The 19,816-nt window shown below is 45.6% G+C and carries 25 protein-coding genes and 1 riboswitch; of the genes, 16 read left to right on the top strand and 9 right to left on the bottom strand.

Annotated features, from left to right (window positions below; all coding sequences use genetic code 11):
• Positions 1-405: 405 nt before the first annotated feature.
• Positions 406-1,893 (bottom strand): aminotransferase class I/II-fold pyridoxal phosphate-dependent enzyme, encoded by a 1,488-nt coding sequence (locus EBO34_RS07615; RefSeq protein ID WP_122897303.1) that lies wholly within the window; start codon positions 1,891-1,893, stop codon positions 406-408.
• A gap of 163 nt (positions 1,894-2,056) precedes the next feature.
• On the opposite strand from EBO34_RS07615, the gene EBO34_RS07610 reads away from it, so the two are divergent.
• On the top strand, positions 2,057-2,329 hold the full coding sequence (locus EBO34_RS07610) for a UPF0223 family protein (protein ID WP_122898612.1): 273 nt from the start codon (positions 2,057-2,059) through the stop codon (positions 2,327-2,329).
• A gap of 101 nt (positions 2,330-2,430) precedes the next feature.
• Here the strand turns inward: EBO34_RS07610 and thiE are convergent, their stop codons facing one another.
• The 4 genes from thiE to EBO34_RS07590 all read right to left on the bottom strand — a co-directional run bounded on the left by thiE (position 2,431) and on the right by EBO34_RS07590 (position 5,655).
• Entirely contained in the window at positions 2,431-3,087 is a 657-nt protein-coding gene (gene thiE / locus EBO34_RS07605; RefSeq protein ID WP_122897302.1) for a thiamine phosphate synthase, read from the bottom strand.
• Positions 3,075-3,917 (bottom strand): bifunctional hydroxymethylpyrimidine kinase/phosphomethylpyrimidine kinase, encoded by an 843-nt coding sequence (gene thiD, locus EBO34_RS07600; protein ID WP_122897301.1) that lies wholly within the window; start codon positions 3,915-3,917, stop codon positions 3,075-3,077. Before thiD ends, thiE begins: the two co-directional genes overlap by 13 nt.
• Positions 3,918-4,730, bottom strand: coding sequence for a hydroxyethylthiazole kinase (gene thiM / locus EBO34_RS07595; RefSeq protein WP_122897300.1), 813 nt, complete (start codon positions 4,728-4,730; stop codon positions 3,918-3,920).
• A gap of 179 nt (positions 4,731-4,909) precedes the next feature.
• A riboswitch (TPP riboswitch) is annotated at positions 4,910-5,010 on the bottom strand.
• Between the two features lie 9 nt (positions 5,011-5,019).
• Positions 5,020-5,655, bottom strand: coding sequence for a YktB family protein (locus EBO34_RS07590; RefSeq protein ID WP_122897299.1), 636 nt, complete (start codon positions 5,653-5,655; stop codon positions 5,020-5,022).
• 252 nt (positions 5,656-5,907) lie between these two features.
• On the opposite strand from EBO34_RS07590, the gene EBO34_RS07585 reads away from it, so the two are divergent.
• Together EBO34_RS07585 and EBO34_RS07580 are read left to right on the top strand one after the other, a co-directional pair.
• Positions 5,908-6,096: a hypothetical protein gene (locus EBO34_RS07585; protein ID WP_026690079.1), complete on the top strand. Its 189-nt coding sequence runs from the start codon at positions 5,908-5,910 to the stop codon at positions 6,094-6,096.
• 169 nt (positions 6,097-6,265) lie between these two features.
• Positions 6,266-7,048 (top strand): inositol monophosphatase family protein, encoded by a 783-nt coding sequence (locus tag EBO34_RS07580; protein ID WP_122897298.1) that lies wholly within the window; start codon positions 6,266-6,268, stop codon positions 7,046-7,048.
• A gap of 223 nt (positions 7,049-7,271) precedes the next feature.
• Here the strand turns inward: EBO34_RS07580 and EBO34_RS07575 are convergent, their stop codons facing one another.
• Complete coding sequence (locus EBO34_RS07575) at positions 7,272-7,451, bottom strand: DUF5325 family protein (RefSeq protein WP_122897297.1); 180 nt, start codon at positions 7,449-7,451, stop codon at positions 7,272-7,274.
• Positions 7,452-7,592: 141 nt separating this feature from the next.
• On the opposite strand from EBO34_RS07575, the gene EBO34_RS07570 reads away from it, so the two are divergent.
• The 4 genes from EBO34_RS07570 to EBO34_RS07555 all read left to right on the top strand — a co-directional run bounded on the left by EBO34_RS07570 (position 7,593) and on the right by EBO34_RS07555 (position 10,978).
• Positions 7,593-8,312: a GntR family transcriptional regulator gene (locus EBO34_RS07570; RefSeq protein ID WP_122897296.1), complete on the top strand. Its 720-nt coding sequence runs from the start codon at positions 7,593-7,595 to the stop codon at positions 8,310-8,312.
• Positions 8,313-8,509: 197 nt separating this feature from the next.
• Positions 8,510-9,700 carry an N-acetylglucosamine-6-phosphate deacetylase gene (gene nagA, locus EBO34_RS07565; RefSeq protein WP_122897295.1) on the top strand — a complete coding sequence of 397 codons (1,191 nt, stop codon included), beginning with the start codon at positions 8,510-8,512 and terminating at the stop codon, positions 9,698-9,700.
• Positions 9,687-10,421, top strand: a complete 735-nt coding sequence (nagB, locus tag EBO34_RS07560) for a glucosamine-6-phosphate deaminase (RefSeq protein WP_122897294.1) — start codon at positions 9,687-9,689, stop codon at positions 10,419-10,421. Before nagA ends, nagB begins: the two co-directional genes overlap by 14 nt.
• A 194-nt stretch (positions 10,422-10,615) precedes the next feature.
• Positions 10,616-10,978 carry a YlaH-like family protein gene (locus tag EBO34_RS07555; RefSeq protein ID WP_122897293.1) on the top strand — a complete coding sequence of 121 codons (363 nt, stop codon included), beginning with the start codon at positions 10,616-10,618 and terminating at the stop codon, positions 10,976-10,978.
• A 16-nt stretch (positions 10,979-10,994) separates the two neighbouring features.
• On the opposite strand, the gene EBO34_RS07550 is transcribed toward EBO34_RS07555, so the two are convergent.
• Both EBO34_RS07550 and EBO34_RS07545 read right to left on the bottom strand, forming a co-directional pair.
• Positions 10,995-11,201, bottom strand: a complete 207-nt coding sequence (locus tag EBO34_RS07550; RefSeq protein ID WP_122897292.1) for a YlaI family protein — start codon at positions 11,199-11,201, stop codon at positions 10,995-10,997.
• A gap of 297 nt (positions 11,202-11,498) precedes the next feature.
• The gene (locus EBO34_RS07545; RefSeq protein WP_122897291.1) at positions 11,499-11,852 is read right to left on the bottom strand and encodes a DUF5665 domain-containing protein; all 354 of its coding nucleotides are present in this window, start codon (positions 11,850-11,852) and stop codon (positions 11,499-11,501) included.
• Between the two features lie 111 nt (positions 11,853-11,963).
• Here EBO34_RS07545 and EBO34_RS07540 point away from each other — a divergent pair, with 111 nt between their 5' ends.
• Positions 11,964-12,419, top strand: coding sequence for a pyridoxamine 5'-phosphate oxidase family protein (locus EBO34_RS07540; RefSeq protein ID WP_122897290.1), 456 nt, complete (start codon positions 11,964-11,966; stop codon positions 12,417-12,419).
• 131 nt (positions 12,420-12,550) lie between these two features.
• Here EBO34_RS07540 and EBO34_RS07535 read toward each other — a convergent pair whose 3' ends face one another.
• A complete protein-coding gene (locus tag EBO34_RS07535) occupies positions 12,551-13,174 on the bottom strand; it encodes a YhcN/YlaJ family sporulation lipoprotein (RefSeq protein WP_122897289.1) in 624 nt (207 codons plus the stop codon).
• 168 nt (positions 13,175-13,342) lie between these two features.
• Here EBO34_RS07535 and EBO34_RS07530 point away from each other — a divergent pair, with 168 nt between their 5' ends.
• The 8 genes from EBO34_RS07530 to EBO34_RS07495 all read left to right on the top strand — a co-directional run bounded on the left by EBO34_RS07530 (position 13,343) and on the right by EBO34_RS07495 (position 19,804).
• On the top strand, positions 13,343-14,674 hold the full coding sequence (locus tag EBO34_RS07530) for a PhoH family protein (protein ID WP_122897288.1): 1,332 nt from the start codon (positions 13,343-13,345) through the stop codon (positions 14,672-14,674).
• Positions 14,675-15,194: 520 nt separating this feature from the next.
• Positions 15,195-16,169 carry a 1,2-phenylacetyl-CoA epoxidase subunit PaaA gene (gene paaA / locus EBO34_RS07525; RefSeq protein ID WP_249414028.1) on the top strand — a complete coding sequence of 325 codons (975 nt, stop codon included), beginning with the start codon at positions 15,195-15,197 and terminating at the stop codon, positions 16,167-16,169.
• Entirely contained in the window at positions 16,170-16,493 is a 324-nt protein-coding gene (paaB, locus tag EBO34_RS07520; protein WP_122897287.1) for a 1,2-phenylacetyl-CoA epoxidase subunit PaaB, read from the top strand.
• A gap of 12 nt (positions 16,494-16,505) precedes the next feature.
• On the top strand, positions 16,506-17,327 hold the full coding sequence (gene paaC / locus EBO34_RS07515; RefSeq protein WP_122897286.1) for a 1,2-phenylacetyl-CoA epoxidase subunit PaaC: 822 nt from the start codon (positions 16,506-16,508) through the stop codon (positions 17,325-17,327).
• 83 nt (positions 17,328-17,410) lie between these two features.
• The gene (paaD, locus tag EBO34_RS07510) at positions 17,411-17,908 is read left to right on the top strand and encodes a 1,2-phenylacetyl-CoA epoxidase subunit PaaD (protein WP_249414027.1); all 498 of its coding nucleotides are present in this window, start codon (positions 17,411-17,413) and stop codon (positions 17,906-17,908) included.
• A gap of 29 nt (positions 17,909-17,937) precedes the next feature.
• Positions 17,938-18,249, top strand: coding sequence for an EthD family reductase (locus EBO34_RS07505; protein ID WP_122897284.1), 312 nt, complete (start codon positions 17,938-17,940; stop codon positions 18,247-18,249).
• The gene (locus tag EBO34_RS07500) at positions 18,239-19,015 is read left to right on the top strand and encodes an enoyl-CoA hydratase/isomerase family protein (RefSeq protein ID WP_122897283.1); all 777 of its coding nucleotides are present in this window, start codon (positions 18,239-18,241) and stop codon (positions 19,013-19,015) included. The genes EBO34_RS07505 and EBO34_RS07500 overlap by 11 nt, the downstream gene beginning before the upstream one ends.
• 15 nt (positions 19,016-19,030) lie before the next feature.
• Positions 19,031-19,804, top strand: a complete 774-nt coding sequence (locus EBO34_RS07495) for an enoyl-CoA hydratase-related protein (protein ID WP_122897282.1) — start codon at positions 19,031-19,033, stop codon at positions 19,802-19,804.
• The last annotated feature ends 12 nt before the right edge of the window (positions 19,805-19,816 follow it).

Genomic DNA, 19,816 nt, shown 5'->3' with positions numbered 1-19,816 from the left:
ACTTTTTCAGTGGCTTTTATTTAAGTGGCAATGGCTTCAGCGGTTGCGCGCCTGATACTAGAAACCTACTCATACCAGGCTTTAAAAAATGCCAACCGTTACGCTCATTGCTTAGAAGGCACTGGAAAAGTTAAAGATCGAACTTTTTCAGTGCCTTCTGAAAAGCAAATGTGAGACACCTCAGTGACGAGCGTTTACTTGAAATGCGACGAGTTGCTTCGACGCAGACAGCTGCAAAGGTTAGCTGGCAGAGGAAGAAGCAGGGAAGCTGGAGGAAGGTAACCCGCTTCTCGCGGAAAGCGGAGTATATTTCAAAAGCTGTTTATTTACACCTTAGAGGATTTGTTCGGATTCTTGTTGACTAAAACACTTCTGTCCCAGCATCTTTTGGTTTTTGTATTTGTTTTACGTAATCGGTTTGTGTTCCCGGATGACCCGGATGTACGTTAAGCTTGCATCTTCAGGTCCTTGGACAGGAAGTCCGGCATCCATATTTTTTCCAATATAGGAGAGGTTCTCTTCTTCGATAATTTCACCTGGTATCAGAATAGGGATTCCGGGAGGGTAAACCATAACAAATTCTGCACTTACACGGCCCGCAGACTCCCTCAGTAATATGGATTCCGTTTCGGAATAGAAAGCGTCCCGTGGTGAAAGGGCAAGTGTAGGGATGTTCGGAACATGTACGGACACATGCTTTCTTTCCCCTTTTTTGATATGATTGAGCTGCTCTTCTGAAAGGGCAGTCAGTGCTTCAATGAGGCGATCGGTGGTTTCCTCGTTATCCCCAAAAGAAATAATGCACAGGATGTTATACAGGTCGGAAAGTTCCACTTCAATCTGATGCTTTTCACGAAGCCACGTTTCCACGTCGTATCCGTTGATACCAAGGTCTTTAATGGAAATCGTGAGCTTGGTCGGATCCATATCATAAATAGCATGATCGTTCAGCATCTCAATGCCGTAGCACGTAAAGCCAGGGATGTCATTGATTCTATCCCGGGTCCTTTCAGCAAGTTTAACGGCGCCATCAACAAGATCGTGTCCATTTACAGCAAGATGCTTACGGGCCGCATCAAGTGAAGCAAGGAGAAGGTAGGATGTTGATGTCGTTGTAAGCATGCTGATGATGCTTTGAACACGGTCCGGGTTTACGAGCCCGTCTTTGACATTTAATACAGAGCTCTGGGTCAGTGAACCTCCAAGCTTGTGAACACTTGTCGCGGCCATGTCTGCGCCTGCCTGCATGGCAGACAAGGGCAGGTCTTCGTGGAAGTGGATATGGACACCGTGTGCCTCGTCTACAAGAACGGGAACGTCATAAGAATGAGCAAGGTTTACAATTTCTTTTAAGTTGGCAGAGATGCCGAAATAGGTCGGGTTAATGACGAGAAGTCCCTTTGCGTCAGGATGAGCGGCGAGGGCTTTTTTAACAGCCCCGGTCGTAATGCCGTGAGATATCCCGAGCTCAGAATCAATTTCCGGATGGATAAAGATGGGTGTAGCACCAGAAAAGACAATGGCGCTCATAATGGATTTGTGCACATTTCGTGGCACAATAATTTTATCCCCGGGTCCGCAGACGCTCATAATCATAGTCATAATGGCTCCGCTAGTCCCCTGGACAGAGAAGAATGTATGATCTGCACCAAAGGCATCCGCCGCAAGATCCTGGGCTTCTCTAATCATTCCCTGGGGGTGGTGAAGGTCGTCCAGTGGTGCGATATTGATGAGGTCTATGGATAAGGCATTTTCTCCGATAAATTCACGAAACCGAGGATCCATTCCTGAGCCCTTTTTGTGGCCCGGAATATGAAACTGAGTGGGGTTGGTTGCTGCATGGTTTAATAAACCGTCGAATAACGGTGTGAGGCTCTGATCTTTTTTGTACACGCGTATTCACCTCTACTGTATAATCAATGTTGGAACGTTTCAAAGAGGTGGACTCTTTGGTATCCTTAGTATAAAACAAACAGAGTATACCAGATTAACCTTTGAAGGGGAAGTCTTATTTTAACCTGAAGAGGTTTTATAACGAATGAAAGAGGTGGTCCGGATGAAAGATGAGGTTAACATTCCCATATCAGTTGAATGGACAAAAGAAGAAGTGATCGATGTGGTGAACTTTTATGAAGCGATCGATCAGGCATACACGAAAGGTGTGGAAAAAGACCTTCTTGAAACCCTTTACGGGCGATATAAAAAGATTGTCCCGTCCAAGTCTGAAGAAAAACAGGCATTTAAGGAATATGAAAAGCAAAGTGGTCAGAGCCCCTACCATGCAGTAAAAAAAGCAAGGGAATCTGAAGAGAATATCATTAAAATGTAGGCGGTGTAAGTTGCGGGCCCTGTCAGGACCTGCAATAATCCAGCCGAAAAAAAAAGAGGCGGCTCCCGGGTATTTACCCACCCGGGGAGCCGCCTTCTCTGTTATTGGTCAAACAGGGCTTTGAGCTCCCTTGCTGCTTCAAAGGGAGACGCTGCTTTTGAAATTGCGGAAATGACACTCAAGCCGTCTGCTCCGGCATGAAGAACATCAGAACCATTATCCGTGTTAATCCCTCCGATTGCTACCAGCGGAAGGTCCACACCATTTTCCCTCAGCTCCCGGATCCATCCGGGTCCTTTCACCTCTTCTGCATCATCTTTGGATGACGTTTCATATATCGGTCCGATACCGAGATAATCAGCCCCGGCTTCAATGGCTCTGTATGCTTCTTCAACAGAATGGGCGGAAACGCCGAGTATTTTGTTTTTTCCAATCCTCTTTCGAACACTTGCCGCATCTTCATCTTCCTGCCCGACATGAATTCCGTCTGCGTCAATTTGCAAAGCGAGTTCCACATCATCATTTACGATAAAAGGAACGTCAGCTTCTTTACACTGGGTAAAGAGCTGGAGGGCCAAGGCTTTTTTCATCTGACCTTCGAGTGCTCCCGGACCTTTTTCACGAAATTGAAACATCGTGATTCCCCCTGCAATGGCTTCATTAAGAACAAGGGGAAGAGGGGAGGTGCAGTCACGGCTTCCGGCAATAAAGTAAACGTTCAGCTGATCAGACAGAAGTGTTAGATCTATTCGTCCCATATTTTCACCTCTTCAGTTACAGATATCGCTTCTTCAGGGTACTGCCTCACAGCACCGTGATTCGTCGGACCATGGCCGTCTCCCATAGGTACTGTATGCTGGATTGCCATCTGGACAAAGATCTTCGCTTTTTTAACAGCTTCAGTAACGGAAGAACCGTGGGATAGCCCTGAAGCCAGGGCAGCAGCAAATGTGCACCCTGTACCGTGTGTGTTTTCCGATTGGATACGCGGCAGTGAGAAATAAGTGAAAGCACTGCCATCATATAAAAGGTCAATGACGTTTTCGGCACCATCATCATGACCGCCTTTAATAACAACGTGGGAAGCGCCTGCTTTGTGCAGGCGGATTGCCGCTTCTTTTCGGTCAGCCAGTGTATGAATCGTCATGTTTGTAAGTACTTCCGCCTCCGGTATGTTCGGTGTAATTACATCGGTGATTGGAAGAAGGTTTTTCATCAGGAACTCATGAGCGGATTCACTAAGGAGACTGTCGCCTCCTTTTGCGATCATGACGGGATCAACCACGATATTGGACCACTCATAGCGGTGAATCGCATTCACAACCGCTTTGATCCGGTCCGCGTCAAAGAGCATTCCTGTTTTTACCGCATGGACGGGCATATCATCCCCGATCGAGCGGAGCTGTTCTTCCAGCCCCTTTACCTCAACAGGAAATACCCCCTGAACGCCACGTGTATTCTGTGCGGTTACTGCTGTCAGTGCGCTCATACCAAATACATGGTGTTCCTGAAAAGTCTTTAAGTCAGCCTGTATACCTGCACCGCCCCCGGAATCGGAGCCGGCAATGGTTAATGCCGTTCTGCGCATTTATATCTCCTCCTCTCTGCAGGACAGCCTCTGTTTTATTTCTTCATGATCAAGGGTTTCAAGTTCATTAAAAAAGAAAGGCTGGAAATGTCCGATTCCAAAATCCCGTGCTTTTTCCGCAGCTACTTCTGCTGCAATTCCGTAATAGGCAATGGCAGAGGCAACAGCCTCCAAAGGATCATCTTCACCTACAGCCAAAAAGGCAGAGGTAACAGAAGAGAGAAGACAGCCAGTGCCGGTAACCTTGGTCAGGCGGGGCGAGCCGTTTTTGATATAGTAAGTTCTCTCTCCGTCAGTGACCACATCCGTTTTGCCGGTTAATGCAACGAAAGTGCCAAACTCCCTGGCCGCTTTTCCAGCGACAACTACGGCGTCTGTGAGTTCCTGCTTGGAATCCACACCTTTCATGTCCACCTTTTCATTGATCAAATTACTGATTTCACCTGCATTCCCACGTATGAGTGTCACGTTAATTTCGTTCAGGAGATTTCTTGCTGTCTCGGTTCTGTATGTAGTTGCGCCGGCACCGACAGGGTCAAGGACCACAGGAACATTGTTTTCATTGGCGGATTTCCCGGCCAAGTACATGGATTCTACCTGGGTTTCGTTGAGCGTTCCGATATTTAGCACGAGTCCCTGTGAGATGGATGCCATTTCCCCCACTTCTTCTCTGGCATTAGCCATGACAGGTGATGCTCCAATGGCGTACAGGCCGTTTGCTGTGAAGTTCGTGACAACGACATTGGTGATGTTATGAATAAGCGGTGATGCTTCTTCAACGGCCTGTCTGAGCTTTATTACTTTCTCTTCCATTTCTATCCCTCCGTAATAACACTGTCTTTATCTTTTCCCGTACAACCGGACATAAAAACAAAAAACTGTTTTGAAATGAACGTTTGATCCTCTTATAAGTATTTTAGTTGCTCCAGGCGAACGATTTCAGCGAAATAAAAAGCGCCGTTTTCATAATGGAAAACAGCGCAGTAAAGATGTATTAGTTTACGCCACTTTCCTACGTCAGTATTAACTGAACAGGTTCAAAGGGATCAAACGATGGTTTGTCTCAGCCCAAGCGGCACCCCTAGTGGATTTGTATATAAAATTATTCCCCGACGCGCTTCGCAATCTGATACAAAGGCATAAGGGTTTCAAAAGCCTGTTCTACTGTCTGGATGAACTTCTCACTGTCAGAAACAACGTCACTGTCGTTTGAAAGCTGAATGCCGCAGAGGATTTCTGCTTTTTTTACATTCTCGAGACGGTCAAACATCTGGTCAAAATCTTCAGACGAAAGCTCGCTCTGTTTTTTTACTTCGGGCTTCGTATGATCCAGGGACCATACAAAAGTATTCGGGATGTTACTTGTGATTTCCTCTTTTTGTTCTTTTAGTGCTTTTGCGAAATCCTGTTTGATCGGAGATTCATAAATGACGGCAAACCATACGAACACGTGGGTTTCCCAAAGGCCGATCTGAAAATGAGGCAGCTTTTTGTAACCTCTTTTACTTTCAGCGATCGCTACCCATGTGTCATCAGGGGGATTCACTTTTCTTCTGGCATGCTTGGCCACATGCGGATACATTTCCTCACCGGTTCTTTTTGTAAACCAGGCGGCGAAATGCTCGCCAAGGTCTTCGAGTTTCGGTCTTACCTGTTCTTTTATTGCTTCCATTCTCGGTTCAAGGCCATCAATGGTAAAAACGTCAAAGTCTTTTTTTGAAAATCCATTAAAACTCATTGTCAGCGGTCGCTCCTTTTACGTCAATAGTTATATGCCGATAGTTTATCATAAGGGTAGGGAAAATAAAAAAATACCGCTTGACGAGGCTCTATTGGTTTAGAAATAGAAAATTGGTGGAATGAAAAAAATAAATCAAATAATTTGTTGCAACTTTTGAAGACCTTTCATAACTTATAGTAATCCATAGGAGACGCGGACATAAATCGTTGATCGCGAGAATGTAACCAAACGAGAAGGGGTGTGGAGAACATGGAAAAAGTCATTCAAACACTAAAACGAAGAGACGGTGAGAGACGTATTCCGGTTTTAAAGATGGAAATTGACTACGAACTCCAGACGCTCTTTGATGCCATGCAAGCCAGCGATCAGAAGCAGATTGAGAAAAGCAAGCGCATTCTGGAGAGGCTTCGCAATGAACTTCAACGATTGGAAGGATAAAACGTGAATGAAGAAAAATGAGCCTCAATGGTTCATTTTTTTTGGTTTCAGAGCCTTTTTGGAGATTAATGTCACGTTCTGACAGGTCCTGTCAAACGGTGACAGATGTTTGCAACACAACATGGCTTATGGTATAGATTGTTCATAGCAGAACCGAGGAGGAATCACATTGACACAGGAACAGTGGCAAAGCATTTATGAGACTGCAATTTCGTGGACGAAAGAAGCAGGTGAAAACATCCGGAAAATGATGGATGATACATACGAAATCCATACTAAGGTAAACGAGCACGACCTCGTAACCGATGTGGACAGGGAGACGGAATTATTCTTTAAAAACAAAATAAATGAAAAATATTCAACCCACAGAATTATGGGAGAAGAGGGGCTTGGAGATGTAGTTGACGACCTTGACGGTACCGTCTGGATCATTGATCCGATTGACGGCACGGTAAACTTTGTCCATCAAAAATGCTATTTTGCGATCTCTATTGGGGTTTTTCACGAAGGTAAAGGTATGGTAGGGATCATTTATGATGTGATGGCGGACGAGATTTTTACTGCCCTTAATGGTGAAGGTGCCTTCCTGAACGAGGAACCATTGCCCCGGCTTGAGAACGTCACAATGAACGAGTCACTTCTGAGCTTCAACGCAGGTTGGGTCATGAAAGACCGCCGTCTGGAAGCTCTCGTGAATCAGTCCCGCGGCATCCGCTCATACGGTGCGGCTTCACTGGAAATGGCCTATGTCGCATGCGGCAGGATCGAAGCCTATATCAGCTTCAACCTCGCTCCCTGGGACATGGCAGGGGGATATGTCCTTCTTGAAGAGGTAGGCGGGATCGCGACAAACTATGAAGGAAACAAGCTCACCTTTCTTAATAAAGATACCCTTCTTGCTGCAAACCCGGCTATTTACAAAGACATAATGAAAGAAATACACGGAAAATAGTAAAGCTGTCCGAGAAGGTTCGCCTTTTCGGACAGCTTTTGTGCTGTGTATATCTTCTTTTGTGAAACTTTTCCATTTAAGCGCCTGAGAGTTCGAGGTTATTTTATTCCATCAAATTTTTGTACTAAAGCATAAGGGTAACTAATGCTTTCGCCAAGACTGGTGATAAGCCGAGTTTTCTTTATCGCTCGCGACCAAGTCCCTTCCGCTTTTGTTCTATTATCTAATCTTCTGCAAGAATTTTTTTCCGGATCGAGAATCCTCCGCCCACAGCAGCGATGGTCACAACAACCGAAATCAGGATGATGAGTATGCTGCTTTCAGCAAGACCGATTCCAACGCCTGCAATTCCACAGGCTGCAAAAACAGAAAGTATAAATAATGGCCAATTAAACGTTTTCATAATAGCGTACACTCCTTCCTTCTCTAGACTCATTTTACATGAAATCTAAATTGATGAAAAGGTCAGTGGTATAGACAACTTGGCAAGTAATCTGTACAATTTAAATAGAAAAAGACAATATGAACGAAATGAGGCGTGAGCATGATTGATAAAAGCTCTCCTGTACCGATCTATTACCAGCTGGAAGAGTTGCTGAGAAACAAAATTGACAGTGGAGACTTATGTGAAGGGGATCTGATCCCTTCCGAGAGAGCCCTCTCCGAAAAGTATGAGATCAGCAGAATGACCATTCGTCAGGCTGTGACAAACCTTGTAAACGAAGGTCTCTTAATGAGGGAGAAGGGAAAAGGGACGTTTGTAGCAAAAAGGAAAGTTGAACAGCCGATCATAACGTTGACCGGATTTTCTGAAGACATGAGAAGCAGGGGGATGGACCCGGGAACAAAGCTTATCCAGTTTGAAGAAACAACATTCCCTCCATCAGTGTGTAAAAAATTAAAACTGGAAACGGACGGGAGAGGGTATCAAATGAAGAGGATTCGGCTTGCTGATGGACTGCCAATGGCCTATGAAGTACTCTCAATTCCTGAAACGATCTTCTCTGAACTCTCCCCAGAACGGATCAGCAACTCTTTTTATGAGTACGTAGAAAGCCTCGGCCTCGTCATTGGTGGTGCAGAACAAACCATAGAACCTTCTATCGCTAAAGAAGAAGAGAGCCGTCTTCTGGGTATAGATAATGGGTCTCCGGTATTATTAATGAAGAGAGTGAGCCGCCTGGATAACGGTGTACCTTTTGAATTTGTAAAATCTGTTTACAGGGGAGACCGATACAAATTTTTTACAGAAATGAGGCGCTGAATTTTAACAGTTGGAGACGTACTGATATAAACAGCTTCAATCGCGGATGGGTGGTATAGACAACTGTACATTATGGTGCTTGCGCTTAAATGACAAAGTAATGCTGTATTAGGAAAATACTAATTATTGAGTGGAAACATAGATGGGAGTAATGAACATAACCACGGAAGAATAGCGGGGATGAGAGGAGAAAATATATGAAAACGTTGTTTTATCCATGTTGTGAAATGGTTTTAGATGAAGGCGTCATAAAAGATCCGTTAATTTCGATGGACAAAGGCATCTTTAAAGAGATAGTATCAGCTTCTCCATCAGAGGTAACCGATGCGGAAGTAATCTCTTATCCGCCAGGCACGAAAATTGTCCCCGGATTTATCGATCTCCATATTCATGGAACGAACAGAGCAGACGTAATGGATGCAAAGGAAGATACGATACCTACGATGGTTCGTTATCTTCCCGGTGAAGGTACAACAGCATTTCTTGCTACAACCCTTACCCAGAGCAAGGAAAAAAAGAAACAGTCGCTTCAAAATGCGGCCTCCTATATGAGTATGCCTTCTACCTTGGGAGCCGAACTTTTGGGCATACACCTTGAAGGACCATTTATATCTTTAAAAAGAGCGGGAGCGCAGCCGAAAGAATTCATTCATAAACCTGACGTATCTTTGTTCAAAGAATTTCAGGAGGCGTCAGGAGGTGCAATTAAACTGGCCACCATCGCCCCGGAAGAAGGGATGGCTTTCGTTAGGTTTCTGGCACAAAATAATGTGATTCCTTCGATTGGCCATTCTGATGCCACATACGTGGAAGTGAGGGAAGCAGCCGAGCAGGGAGCTGTCCACGCCACTCATTTGTTTAACGGAATGAGAGGGATTCATCACAGGGACATAGGTACAGCCGGGGGGATTTTTCTCCACGACAGTATTAAAGCTGAATTAATCGCCGATGGTATTCACGTCAGCCCGGAAATGATCAGGCTCACATACAAGAACAAAGGAGCAGACGGTATCATCCTTATTACAGATGCCATGAGGGCGAAAGGACTTCCTGATGGACAGTACGACCTGGGGGGACAGGCAGTAACGGTAAGAGGTAAAAAAGCAGAGCTCTGTGACGGTACTCTTGCAGGAAGTGTTTTAAAAATGAACGAAGCTGTAAGGAACATGGTCACATTCAGCGGATGTTCCTTTAATGAGGCAATAGCGATGGCCAGTTTAAACCCAGCCAGACAGCTCGGTGTTGACGACCGTAAAGGAAGTATTCAAATAGGGAAGGATGCTGACTTTGCTGTATTGGGGAGTGATTTTACGATTTTTGAAACCTATTGTCTGGGTAAAAGAGTGTATACATACAACGGGGGGAGGGAAGACCGTGAGAGTGATTAAAGTAGAAGATTACACTGAGATGAGCAGGCGTGCAGCTCTCCATTTTATAGACAAGCTGTCAGACGAAAAAGTGAATGTGATGGGACTTGCTACAGGGGGCACCCCTCAGGGGATGTACAAAGAGCTCATCAAAGAATCAAAGAAAAGAAGGTTTTCCTTTAAATATATCCACACCGTAAACCTTGACGAATACGTTGGTTTACGTGCAGACGATCCGCACAGTTATCACACTTATATGCGCCGGCATTTATTTGATCATATTGATATACCGGAAAGAAACGTTCACTTACCTGACGGAACCGCCGGGAATCCTGAAACAGAATGCGAGCGGTATGAGCAGCTTATAAGGGACTTGAAAAAGGTCAATATTCAGCTTTTAGGCATTGGGGAAAATGGACACATAGGATTTAATGAACCGGGTACTTCCTTTAATTCCAGAACTCATGTCATTGAGCTCACTCCCTCTACCAGGGAAGCCAATGCCCGTTTTTTCTCCGGTATTGAGGCAGTGCCGACCCATGCCATTACAATTGGGATAGAGACCATTATGGAAGCCGAGGAAATCGTGTTGCTCGCTTCAGGAAAAAATAAGTCAAAAGCACTTTATCACCTTATTTGCAGCAATAAGGTGACAGAGGATATTCCAGCCACGGTATTAAAAGAACACCCGAACCTGACCATTATTGCAGATAAAGAAGCTTTAGCCTTAATTGATTGTTGATGGTTAGAGTGATTTCACTTTAACACTTTATGGATTTTCTTCATCGACTTTCGCCGGTTGTTCATCTAACAAGGGCCCGCAAGATTGTTACGGCTTTGTGAGAAACGATTTCCGGTAGTTTTTAGCACGCATTATGTGTGGTATAATAGCTGTGTTTTGATGTACGTTTTGTGAAAACTGGAGGAATGTCTTTGATGCTTTTAGCTACTCAGAAAACGCCTGGTGAATTTAACCTCACTCCTATTGCGGAGTTGTTTGGTGCACAAAATCCGGAGAATTTCCTTTTCGCATACTGGATGCTGTTTTTACTTATCAATATTATGACTGTTCTTGTATTTAACCTCGGATTTGCAAGGAAATTGCCTGTATTGAAAATGGTTGTGGTCTACGTGATGATGCTCTTTGGTAACTTGTTTATCACGTTCCTGGCTTTTTCTCTTCCGATTATTGAATCACTGTTCGTTGCAGCTGTCGTCCTGGGTGTCTACAGAATCCAAATGAGACGCAGAAAGAAAGAGGACGGGGAAACCGGAGAACCGGCAGAGAACCGCCAGTAAAAAACGAAGACGATGCTCAGATGAGCCACTCGTCTTCGTCTTTTTTTTCTTCATATGTTTTGAAATTGCCGGTTGCTTTCCGTTCGTTCGTCCGTTTTTCAATACGGTTGTGGCATTTGTCACACATGTAGGTATGAATAGGCCGGTTTCTTAATTTCTTTGCCAGTGGTGAGTAATCATCGATATCTTCAACGATGTTACACATTACACATTGAACTCTCATGCGACACCTCTATTTTTTTGACTTTTTATACTATAAAGTGAAGTTGGATAATTTGAGTCTTCCTTTACAGTATAACAGAATCAGTGTATTTGAACGATTGTATCAAAAAAATTACGCCTTTTTTACATGGGGACTTATGTCTTTAAAATGATCAACGCGGAGTGCCCAACACACTTCACAGCTTAGCCCAGGGAGAACACCGGCACCCCGCGGAAAGAGATTACAACGTTAATCAACACCTGAGTTTAAAATAGAGCTTTCGGTTAAAGAGATGGGATAGAGATAATCAGACAAAAATTACGACGGATTTGCCCGGGAGTCCACGTACTGGAGAAGAGTGGAGATCCAGTCGCCGATAAGAGGCAGGTCCACAAACTGGCGCAGAATAAGCCCAACAAGGGAAATGACCACAACCGTTCCGATGGTCAACCCGAGCCCCCGTCCAATACCGACTAGAATGTTCATCATGAAAACACGCCTCGGATTTGTGTAATTTAAGAGGATATCCCGTATTTTTGCCCTTTCCAGGGCATAATTAATTTTGTCCATATTATGATCCAGGTGTTCCAGCTTCTCAAGGCGCCTTGTATAGTACTCGAGTTTTTTTACGAGATGCTCGATCTCGCTTTTATCTTTAAACGGCCCACTCATGTTTTCCCCTCCGGTTACGCATTTTTACCAGGGTTTAATGAAACTGCAGTTTTATCTTCATGAAAATCTAGGTATAGTAGTATTATAATGGACAAAGGAGGCGATATATTCATGGCAAATCAAGTAGAAACATCCTTAACCGAAGAATTACTTCCTCTCTTGCAGCAGGAGCGCTATGTAACACTCGCTACAGTGGACTATGAAACAGCCGGACCGAATGTGAATGCCATCAGCTGGGTATTTGCGCCGCACAGAGAAGCCATTCGCTTTGCAGTCGATAACCGTTCCCGAATTGTAGAAAACATCCGGCAGCAGCCGAAAGTGACACTCACTCTTGTTGGCAATGGCTCTACATACTCCGTTGCCGGCAGTGCAAAGATCCTCAGTGAAAAAATGGAAGGTGTACCTCTAAAGCTTGCTCTCGTTGAAATTCAGGTTGAAGAAGTTCGTGATGTGATGTTTTACGGATCACGGATTTCACAAGAGCCTAAGTATGAAAAAACGTATGATAAAGAAGCTGCGGATAAACTTGACCGACAGGTACTGGAAGCGGTCCGTACCCTTTGATTTATAGAAACTGTCTCATAACCATTCTGGTTGGGGCAGTTTTTTTTAGATGTACCCTCAGTCGATACGGAAAACGAAGATAAGAAAAAATGCCCGAAACGTTTGTTTCAGACACCTTTTCAAACATTTAGTTATTCGCCTTTTTTCAGCTTATTTTTACGTCCTTTACTTTGCTTGTTCTGTACGTCTTCGAGTTCATTCTGACGCTGATTGTTAAGGCGGTCATCGTTTACGTCACTTGGGTCGCCTTCTGTATCTTTACGGTGCTCGGGTCCTGGAGTAACCGGCATCAGCCTGCCGACAATGGCAGCCAGTTCTTCCATAATACCTGATACTGGTTTCCCGTCTGCAATATCCTTTTGCATTTCGTTAAGACGAGCGGTGATGTCAGGGTCTGCCGTTACAAGGGCCTCGGCTCCGTATGGGTCATCGGCAAGAGTCTCAGTGGCAGCATATTTAACCTGTCCGGCATCACTCTGATCCATATCAGGCTCAATGTCCAGCCCTACTACAGCATAAGGGCCCAGGACGACAGCCGTTGCATGGCTTACTTCCGGAAGCTGGGTACAAAGGTGTGCGAGGTGGTTGGCAATCACATTGGCGTTATGGCCACCCCATTGGTTATACGGGTTTTCAGTCGGTTCATTATAACTTTGTCCTTCCAGAGGATCTTCATCATTTTGCCCGTCATCGGCCGGCTGACAGCCCGTTGCGGCAATGGAGAGAACAAGTAGTGTTATTATCCATTTCTTCAAAGGGAATCCCTCATTTCAAAAGGTGTTTTACCTATTGTTTGTTTTAGCGTCTATCTTTATTCTCTTTCACATACATTAGGAGTAAAGGAAAGGCTGAAAAGTAGAAGAGACCGCTTTATTCATTCCGGCTGATGTTCTGCATTCCAATTGAAACCAGGAGGCGAGAAGTTGAAAAACATTTACGTCCTCGATACAAATGTCCTGCTTCAAGATCCGCTTGCGATTTATTCCTTTCACGAACATGATATCGTCATCCCCGCCGTTGTGCTGGAGGAAGTCGATTCAAAGAAACGATATATGGATGAAATAGGAAGGAATGCTCGTCAGGTGGCGAGACTGCTTGATGAATTCAGAGAAAGAGGAAAGCTGCACCTTGGTGTGAGTCTGCCGAGCGGGGGAACACTCACCGTAGAACTTAATCACCGTTCCTTTGAGAAAATGAAACAGACCTTTCTGGAAATGACCAATGATAACCGAATCCTGGCTGTGGCGCTGAATATTAAAATAGAAGAAGAAGAAAGGAAAACCGGCGGCAGAAAAGTTGTCCTTGTGAGTAAAGACGCGCTGATGCGGGTAAAGGCTGATGCTCTGGGGCTTCCTACAGAAGACTTCTTGAGCGACCGTGTTGTTCAGTTTGACCGGATGTATAAAGGATACGAAGAAAAGTATCTTGCACCGAAAAAGATGGATGAGCTGTTTGAGAAACGTAAGCTCGGAAAGAAGGACTTTACACGGACAATTACCCAGCCCCATCAGTTTTTTATCTTCCGTGACGAATCTGCTCCTTCCCGTTCCGCCCTTGGAAAAATGGACAAAGATAATGATTATGTGGAACTGTTTATTGCAAATGAGGATCCGATCTGGGGAATCCGAGCTCGAAACGTGCAGCAGCGAATGGCGCTGGACCTTTTAACCCGGGATGACATCCCGCTCGTGACGCTTGCAGGGAAAGCGGGTACCGGAAAAACACTCCTCTCTCTGGCAGCGGGACTGTACCAGACTGAGGACCTGCAGAAGTACAAAAAGCTGCTAGTCGCCCGCCCGGTTGTTCCCGTGGGGAAAGACATCGGTTATCTGCCGGGGGAAAAAGAAGAAAAGCTCCGGCCGTGGATGCAGCCGATCTATGATAACCTTGAGTATCTCTTCAATGCGAAGAAGCCTGGAGAATTGGACAAAATTCTTGCAGGCATGGGATCTCTTCAGGTTGAGGCTCTTACGTATATCCGGGGACGCAGTATTCCGGACCAGTTTATCATTATCGATGAAGCCCAGAACCTGACGAAGCATGAGGTGAAGACAATTCTTACCCGTGTCGGCGAAGGAAGTAAGATTGTGCTCATGGGTGACCCGAAACAAATTGACCATCCGTATCTTGATGAATACACCAACGGATTAACGTATGTAGCTGAGCGGTTGAAATCCCAGGGACAGACGGCTCACGTGAAGCTGGAAAAAGGCGAGCGGTCCGGCCTTGCCCAGATGGCAGCGGATTTGTTGTAGAAGCGCGGGGCATGGAGCCCCGCTTTTTTTAGTGAGGCAGACCCATTTAAAGGTCGTTTTTTCCTTTTAAGAGAAATTTTTTTTAGTGAGGAGGAGAGGCGGGGACGGAAGAGGTGTCACATAGTGACGAATTCTCTTTAAGTGATGGCGAAGTCTCCATAAATGTCTGATAGTTCTGCGTAAACAAGCCCAAGTTCTCTATAAATCCACTAAAGTCCTGCATAAAACACAAATAGTTCTCCATAAAAACTTCCACATCCTTATTACGAACGCCTCTCTGCTTTTTCAATCACCTGAATCAGCCCCCCTGACTACCCAACACGTTAAATAATAACCCCAACCAGTTAATAATTGAAAGAAAGCCGTCAATCAGCTCGAATCGCCCCGCAAGATGTCCCGAAACATCCTCAATATCAATAAAATCACCCTCACGGTTAAGAATTTTCAAATAATTATTGCATTATTTATTACACAAATATATAATGACGTTAAATAAACGTTATATAAAGGAGGAGCCGGCATGGTGTTGAAAATGATGACTACAGACCTCTCTTACGAGGAAAAGTACCAGCGGTTCATGGAAAGAATTGAAGCTGGAGAGCGGATTGAAGCAGATGACTGGATGCCAGACGATTATAGAGAAGCACTTATCAGACTGATCAGTATGCATGCAGTGAGCGAAATTATGGGAGCGCTTCCAGAAAAGGAGTGGGTTCCTAAAGCACCGACACTGCACCGCAAACTCGCCATCATGGCAAAAGTTCAGGACGAGATGGGCCACGGCCAGCTTCTTCTGCGTGTTGCGGAAGATCTGATGAAGCCACTTGGACGAAATCGTGAAGATATCTTAAAGGACCTGTTCAGCGGCCGTCTCAAATTCCACAATGTGTTTCATATGAAGGCACCGACGTGGGGTGATGCTGGGATTATTGCCTGGCTTGTCGACGGAGCAGCAATTATTACCCAGAGCATGTCGTTAAACAGCTCATACGGACCATATGCAAGAGCGCTCCAGCGTATCTGTGCAGAAGAAGTGTTCCATGCCCAGCACGGGGAAAGCATCATTCTGGCACTCGCAGAAGGTTCTGAAGAGCAGCGTGCCATGATTCAAAAATCCCTTGATGACTGGTGGCATGCACTTCTCATGTTCTTCGGCCCGCGCTCGAAGGAAAACGTCGGGAAGTCACACGTAAACAAAAACATTAAATACAAAATCCGTACGAAAACGAATGAAGACCTCCGTCAGGAATTTTTTAATAAGTACGTTCCGAGAATCAAATCAATCGGCCTCAAGATTCCCGATGAAACAATGCATTATGATGAAGAAAAAGGCGAGTGGATCTACGAACAGCCTGACTGGGAAGAATTCAAAAAAATCGTTACCGGTCATGGGCCGATGTCAAAAGAACGCCTTGATCTTCGCACTACGTCCTATGAAAATACAGCGTGGGTCCGTGATGCCCTTGCAAACCCGGCAGTGAAGGAGGCGCACTAAATGAGCAATGAATTTTACGAAGAATACGAAGTGTTCAGCAAGCGAAATCAGATGGCTCCTTTTCAGCACCAGTTCAGCCTTCTTGCCCCGAATAAGGAGATGGCCATGGTCATGGCGAAGGAAAACTTCCTCAGAAGAGAGCCGTGCGTAAACATCTGGGTCGTAAAGCGCAGTGATATCTCAAGCCTTGGTGAAGAGGAACGCCAAGTGCTGACCCGCCTTGATAATAAGAGCTACCGTGAAACAAAAGGATACGGCTATTTAAAGAAAAAATGGCGTGAGTACGAGCAGGAACAATTTACAGAAAAGAGTCTTCTCAAATAGGAGGTGGAAGCGTTGATTTTTGAAACGAAAGAAGAACTCAAACAACATACGAAAGCATATGAAGCGGCCAAAGCTCTTCTTTACCAGCTTGCCGATGATGACTTCATGATTGCATACCGCGGTTCCGAATGGCTCGGTCTTGCCCCACACATAGAAGAAGACGTAGCTTTCTCTTCCATAAGTCAGGATACAATGGGACACGCTGTTATGTATTATCAGCTCCTTGAAGAACTGGGGGAGGGAAAAGCAGACGATATCAGTCATCTCCGTAACCCTGTGGAATACCGGAACGCGATCATTCTGGAAGAAAAGAACGGAACAGGAACGTACCTGGAGAAGCCTGATTACGACTGGGCGTTCGCAGTTGTACGCAACCTTTTCTACGATTATGCCAAAACGATCCGCCTTCAAAGCCTGAAAGACTCTTCCTACAAGCCCCTCGCCCACATTGCACGCCGGGTGATCGGAGAAGAATATTATCACCTGATGCACTGGGAGCTGTGGTTTAAGCAGCTAATGCAATCCACTCCGGAAGCGAGACAGCGGATGGAAGCGGCGATTGAGCGGGTATGGGATGAATTTGATGGTGTGCTGACCCTCGGACCTGAAGGTGAAGCTATGAATGAGTACAGCCTCATTTCAAGTGAACAGAATCTTAGAGACCGATGGGTGGAGAAAGTACAGCATATTCTTAGCGAAGTTGACTACAAGATTGAGCGGAAACCGGGAATGAAAAGCGGAAACGGCCGGATGGGCGAACATACAGAAGATCTTAACCAGGCTTTATCCATCCTTTCAGAAGTGTACAGGACAGATCCGGTCACAAGCTGGTAATAGTGAGTGCAGTCACCAGCGCGAGAAGCGAATGGCACTGAGGCAAAAGCCTGACATCTGTAAAAATGAGAGGGGGAAGTAAGGTGGTCATTGAACGCGCACAACTGGTTGAAGAAATTAGGGCAGTGCTTCAGGAAGTGAAAGACCCTGAAATCCCCTCGATCAGCATCGTTGAGCTGGGGATGCTCGATACAGTGGAAGTGGAAGGAACGAAAGCTCGTATTCAGGCAAAACCGACCTTTGTCGGCTGCCCGGCTCTTGATATTATTAAAAAGAATATTGTAAACGCTGTCATTGGATTAGAAGGGATCGACGAGGTGGAAGTGAAATATGTATATGACCCTCCCTGGACGACGGATTCTATCTCTGAAGGAGGAAAAGAAAAGCTGAAAGTATACGGCATTGCGCCGCCTCCGTCAGAACATACGCCTGGTGAGCCGTGGCATATTGACTGCCCCTATTGCGGATCGACCTATACAACGATGGAAAACATCTTCGGTCCGACAGCATGCAGAAGTATTTTGTACTGCCGGAGCTGCAAGAATCCTTTTGAAGCCATGAAGCCGGTTGCAAATATATAAAACTACTAAAATATGAAAGGGTGTTTAACATGGTAAAACTAATCGCACTTTACAAGAATCCGGAAAACAAAGAGGAATTTGATGAGCACTACTTTAACACACACGCACCAATTACAGAGAAGATCCCGGGTCTGAGAAAAATGGAAGTAACAAAAATCGTTGGCTCACCGATGGGCGGAGAAAGTGACTATCACCTTCTTTGCGAAATGTACTACGACGATCATGAGTCACTAAGAAAAGCGATGAAAACCGATGAAGCTAAAGCAAGCGGGAAAGACCTTATGGGATTTGCCGGCAGTCTTGTGACTATGATGATCGGTGAAGAAGTCGATGAGTCTTAAAGAGACGATCAGGCATTGGACGGAAGGCCCGGTTGGCGTCATTCAGCTCTACCGTCCGGACGTCTACAATGCATTGAATCGCAAAATGGTCGATGAGGTCGTTGAGCAGCTGTTTGTGTATGACCGGGATGACACGATTCGTGTCATTGTGCTCACAGGCTCTGACCGTGCTTTTGCAGCAGGTGCAGACATTGAAGAAATGGCCAATGATGATGCGGTCAGTCTTGAGCTTCTCAATCAATTTGCCCAGTGGGACCGGATGGCGTATGTGAAAAAACCGGTCATAGGGGCTGTAAGCGGTTTTGTATTCGGAGGCGGCTTTGAGCTTGCGTTGAATTGCGATCTCCTTTTTGCCTCCGAGACTGTTGATTTCCGCTTTCCGGAAGTAAACCTCGCAGTGATGCCGGGTGCAGGGGGAACACAGCGGCTCACAAAAGCAATGGGGAAAACAAAAGCGCTTGAATACCTCTGGACGGGGGATACGATTCCGGCAAAAAAAGCACTGGCGTGCGGGCTTGTGAACCGTCTAATCGCACCGGAACTGGTGATGGAAGAGACGATGAAGTTTGCAAAACGCCTCGCCGAGCAGCCGCCGCTGGCAGTAAGGCTCATTAAAGAGGCAGCAAACAAAGCCGTGGATCAGCCATTGCAAGAAGGTATGGAACTGGAACGGAAAAACTTCTATCTGCTGTTCTCGTCACTTGACCAGAAGGAAGGCATGCAGGCGTTTTTGGAGAAGCGGAAACCTCGATTTACAGGGAAGTAGAGAGGAGAATGAAGGATGTTCGAAACCATTCTTTATCAGGTTGAAAACAATGTTGCCTGGGTCACAATGAACCGTCCGGACAAGCTCAATGCCTTTACTGAACAGATGAACAAAGAGATTATCAAAGCTTTAAAGTCAGCTGGAAAAGACACTGAAGTGAGAGCGGTCGTACTTACAGGGAAAGGCAGAGCCTTTTGTGCCGGGGAAGATCTGGCTGGTGTAAACGAAGACACCGATCACGCTGAATTTTTACGAAAACGCTATAACCCGATGATTCGTGAACTGGCCTCACTGGAAAAACCGGTCATCGCTGCCGTTAACGGTGTTGCTGCAGGTGCAGGGATGAGTCTTGCTCTGGCTTCTGATTTCCGTCTGGCTTCAGAAAAGGCTGCGTTCGTTGAAGCGTTTATTCATATCGGCCTCGTACCTGACTCTGGTACTCTTTACTACCTGCCGAGGCTTGTAGGCCATGCAAAAGCCATGGAGCTTGCCGTGTTTGGTGAAAAGGTGCCGGCAGAGAAGGCAAAAGAGCTGGGGCTCGTAAATGACGTGTATTCCGAGGAAGAATTTCAGGCAGGTGTAAAAGCGTACGCCGAGCGCCTAGCCCATATGCCTACGAAGGCAATAGGGTTAATCAAACGATACTTATATAAAAGCTGGGACCATGATCTCTCTGACATGCTCGAATACGAGGCTTATGCCCAGCGCACTGCCGGTAAGTCCGACGACCACCGGGAAGGAATGAAAGCCTTTTTTGATAAAAGGCAGCCAAGTTATTCAGGAAAATAACCTACTGGAGGG

The sequence above is a fragment of the Alteribacter keqinensis genome (genome assembly GCF_003710255.1).
Classification (GTDB): Bacteria; Bacillota; Bacilli; order Bacillales; family Salisediminibacteriaceae; genus Alteribacter; species Alteribacter keqinensis.
The sequence above is the reverse complement of the archived record's forward strand: the minus strand, read 5'-3'. Positions and strand labels throughout refer to the sequence as shown.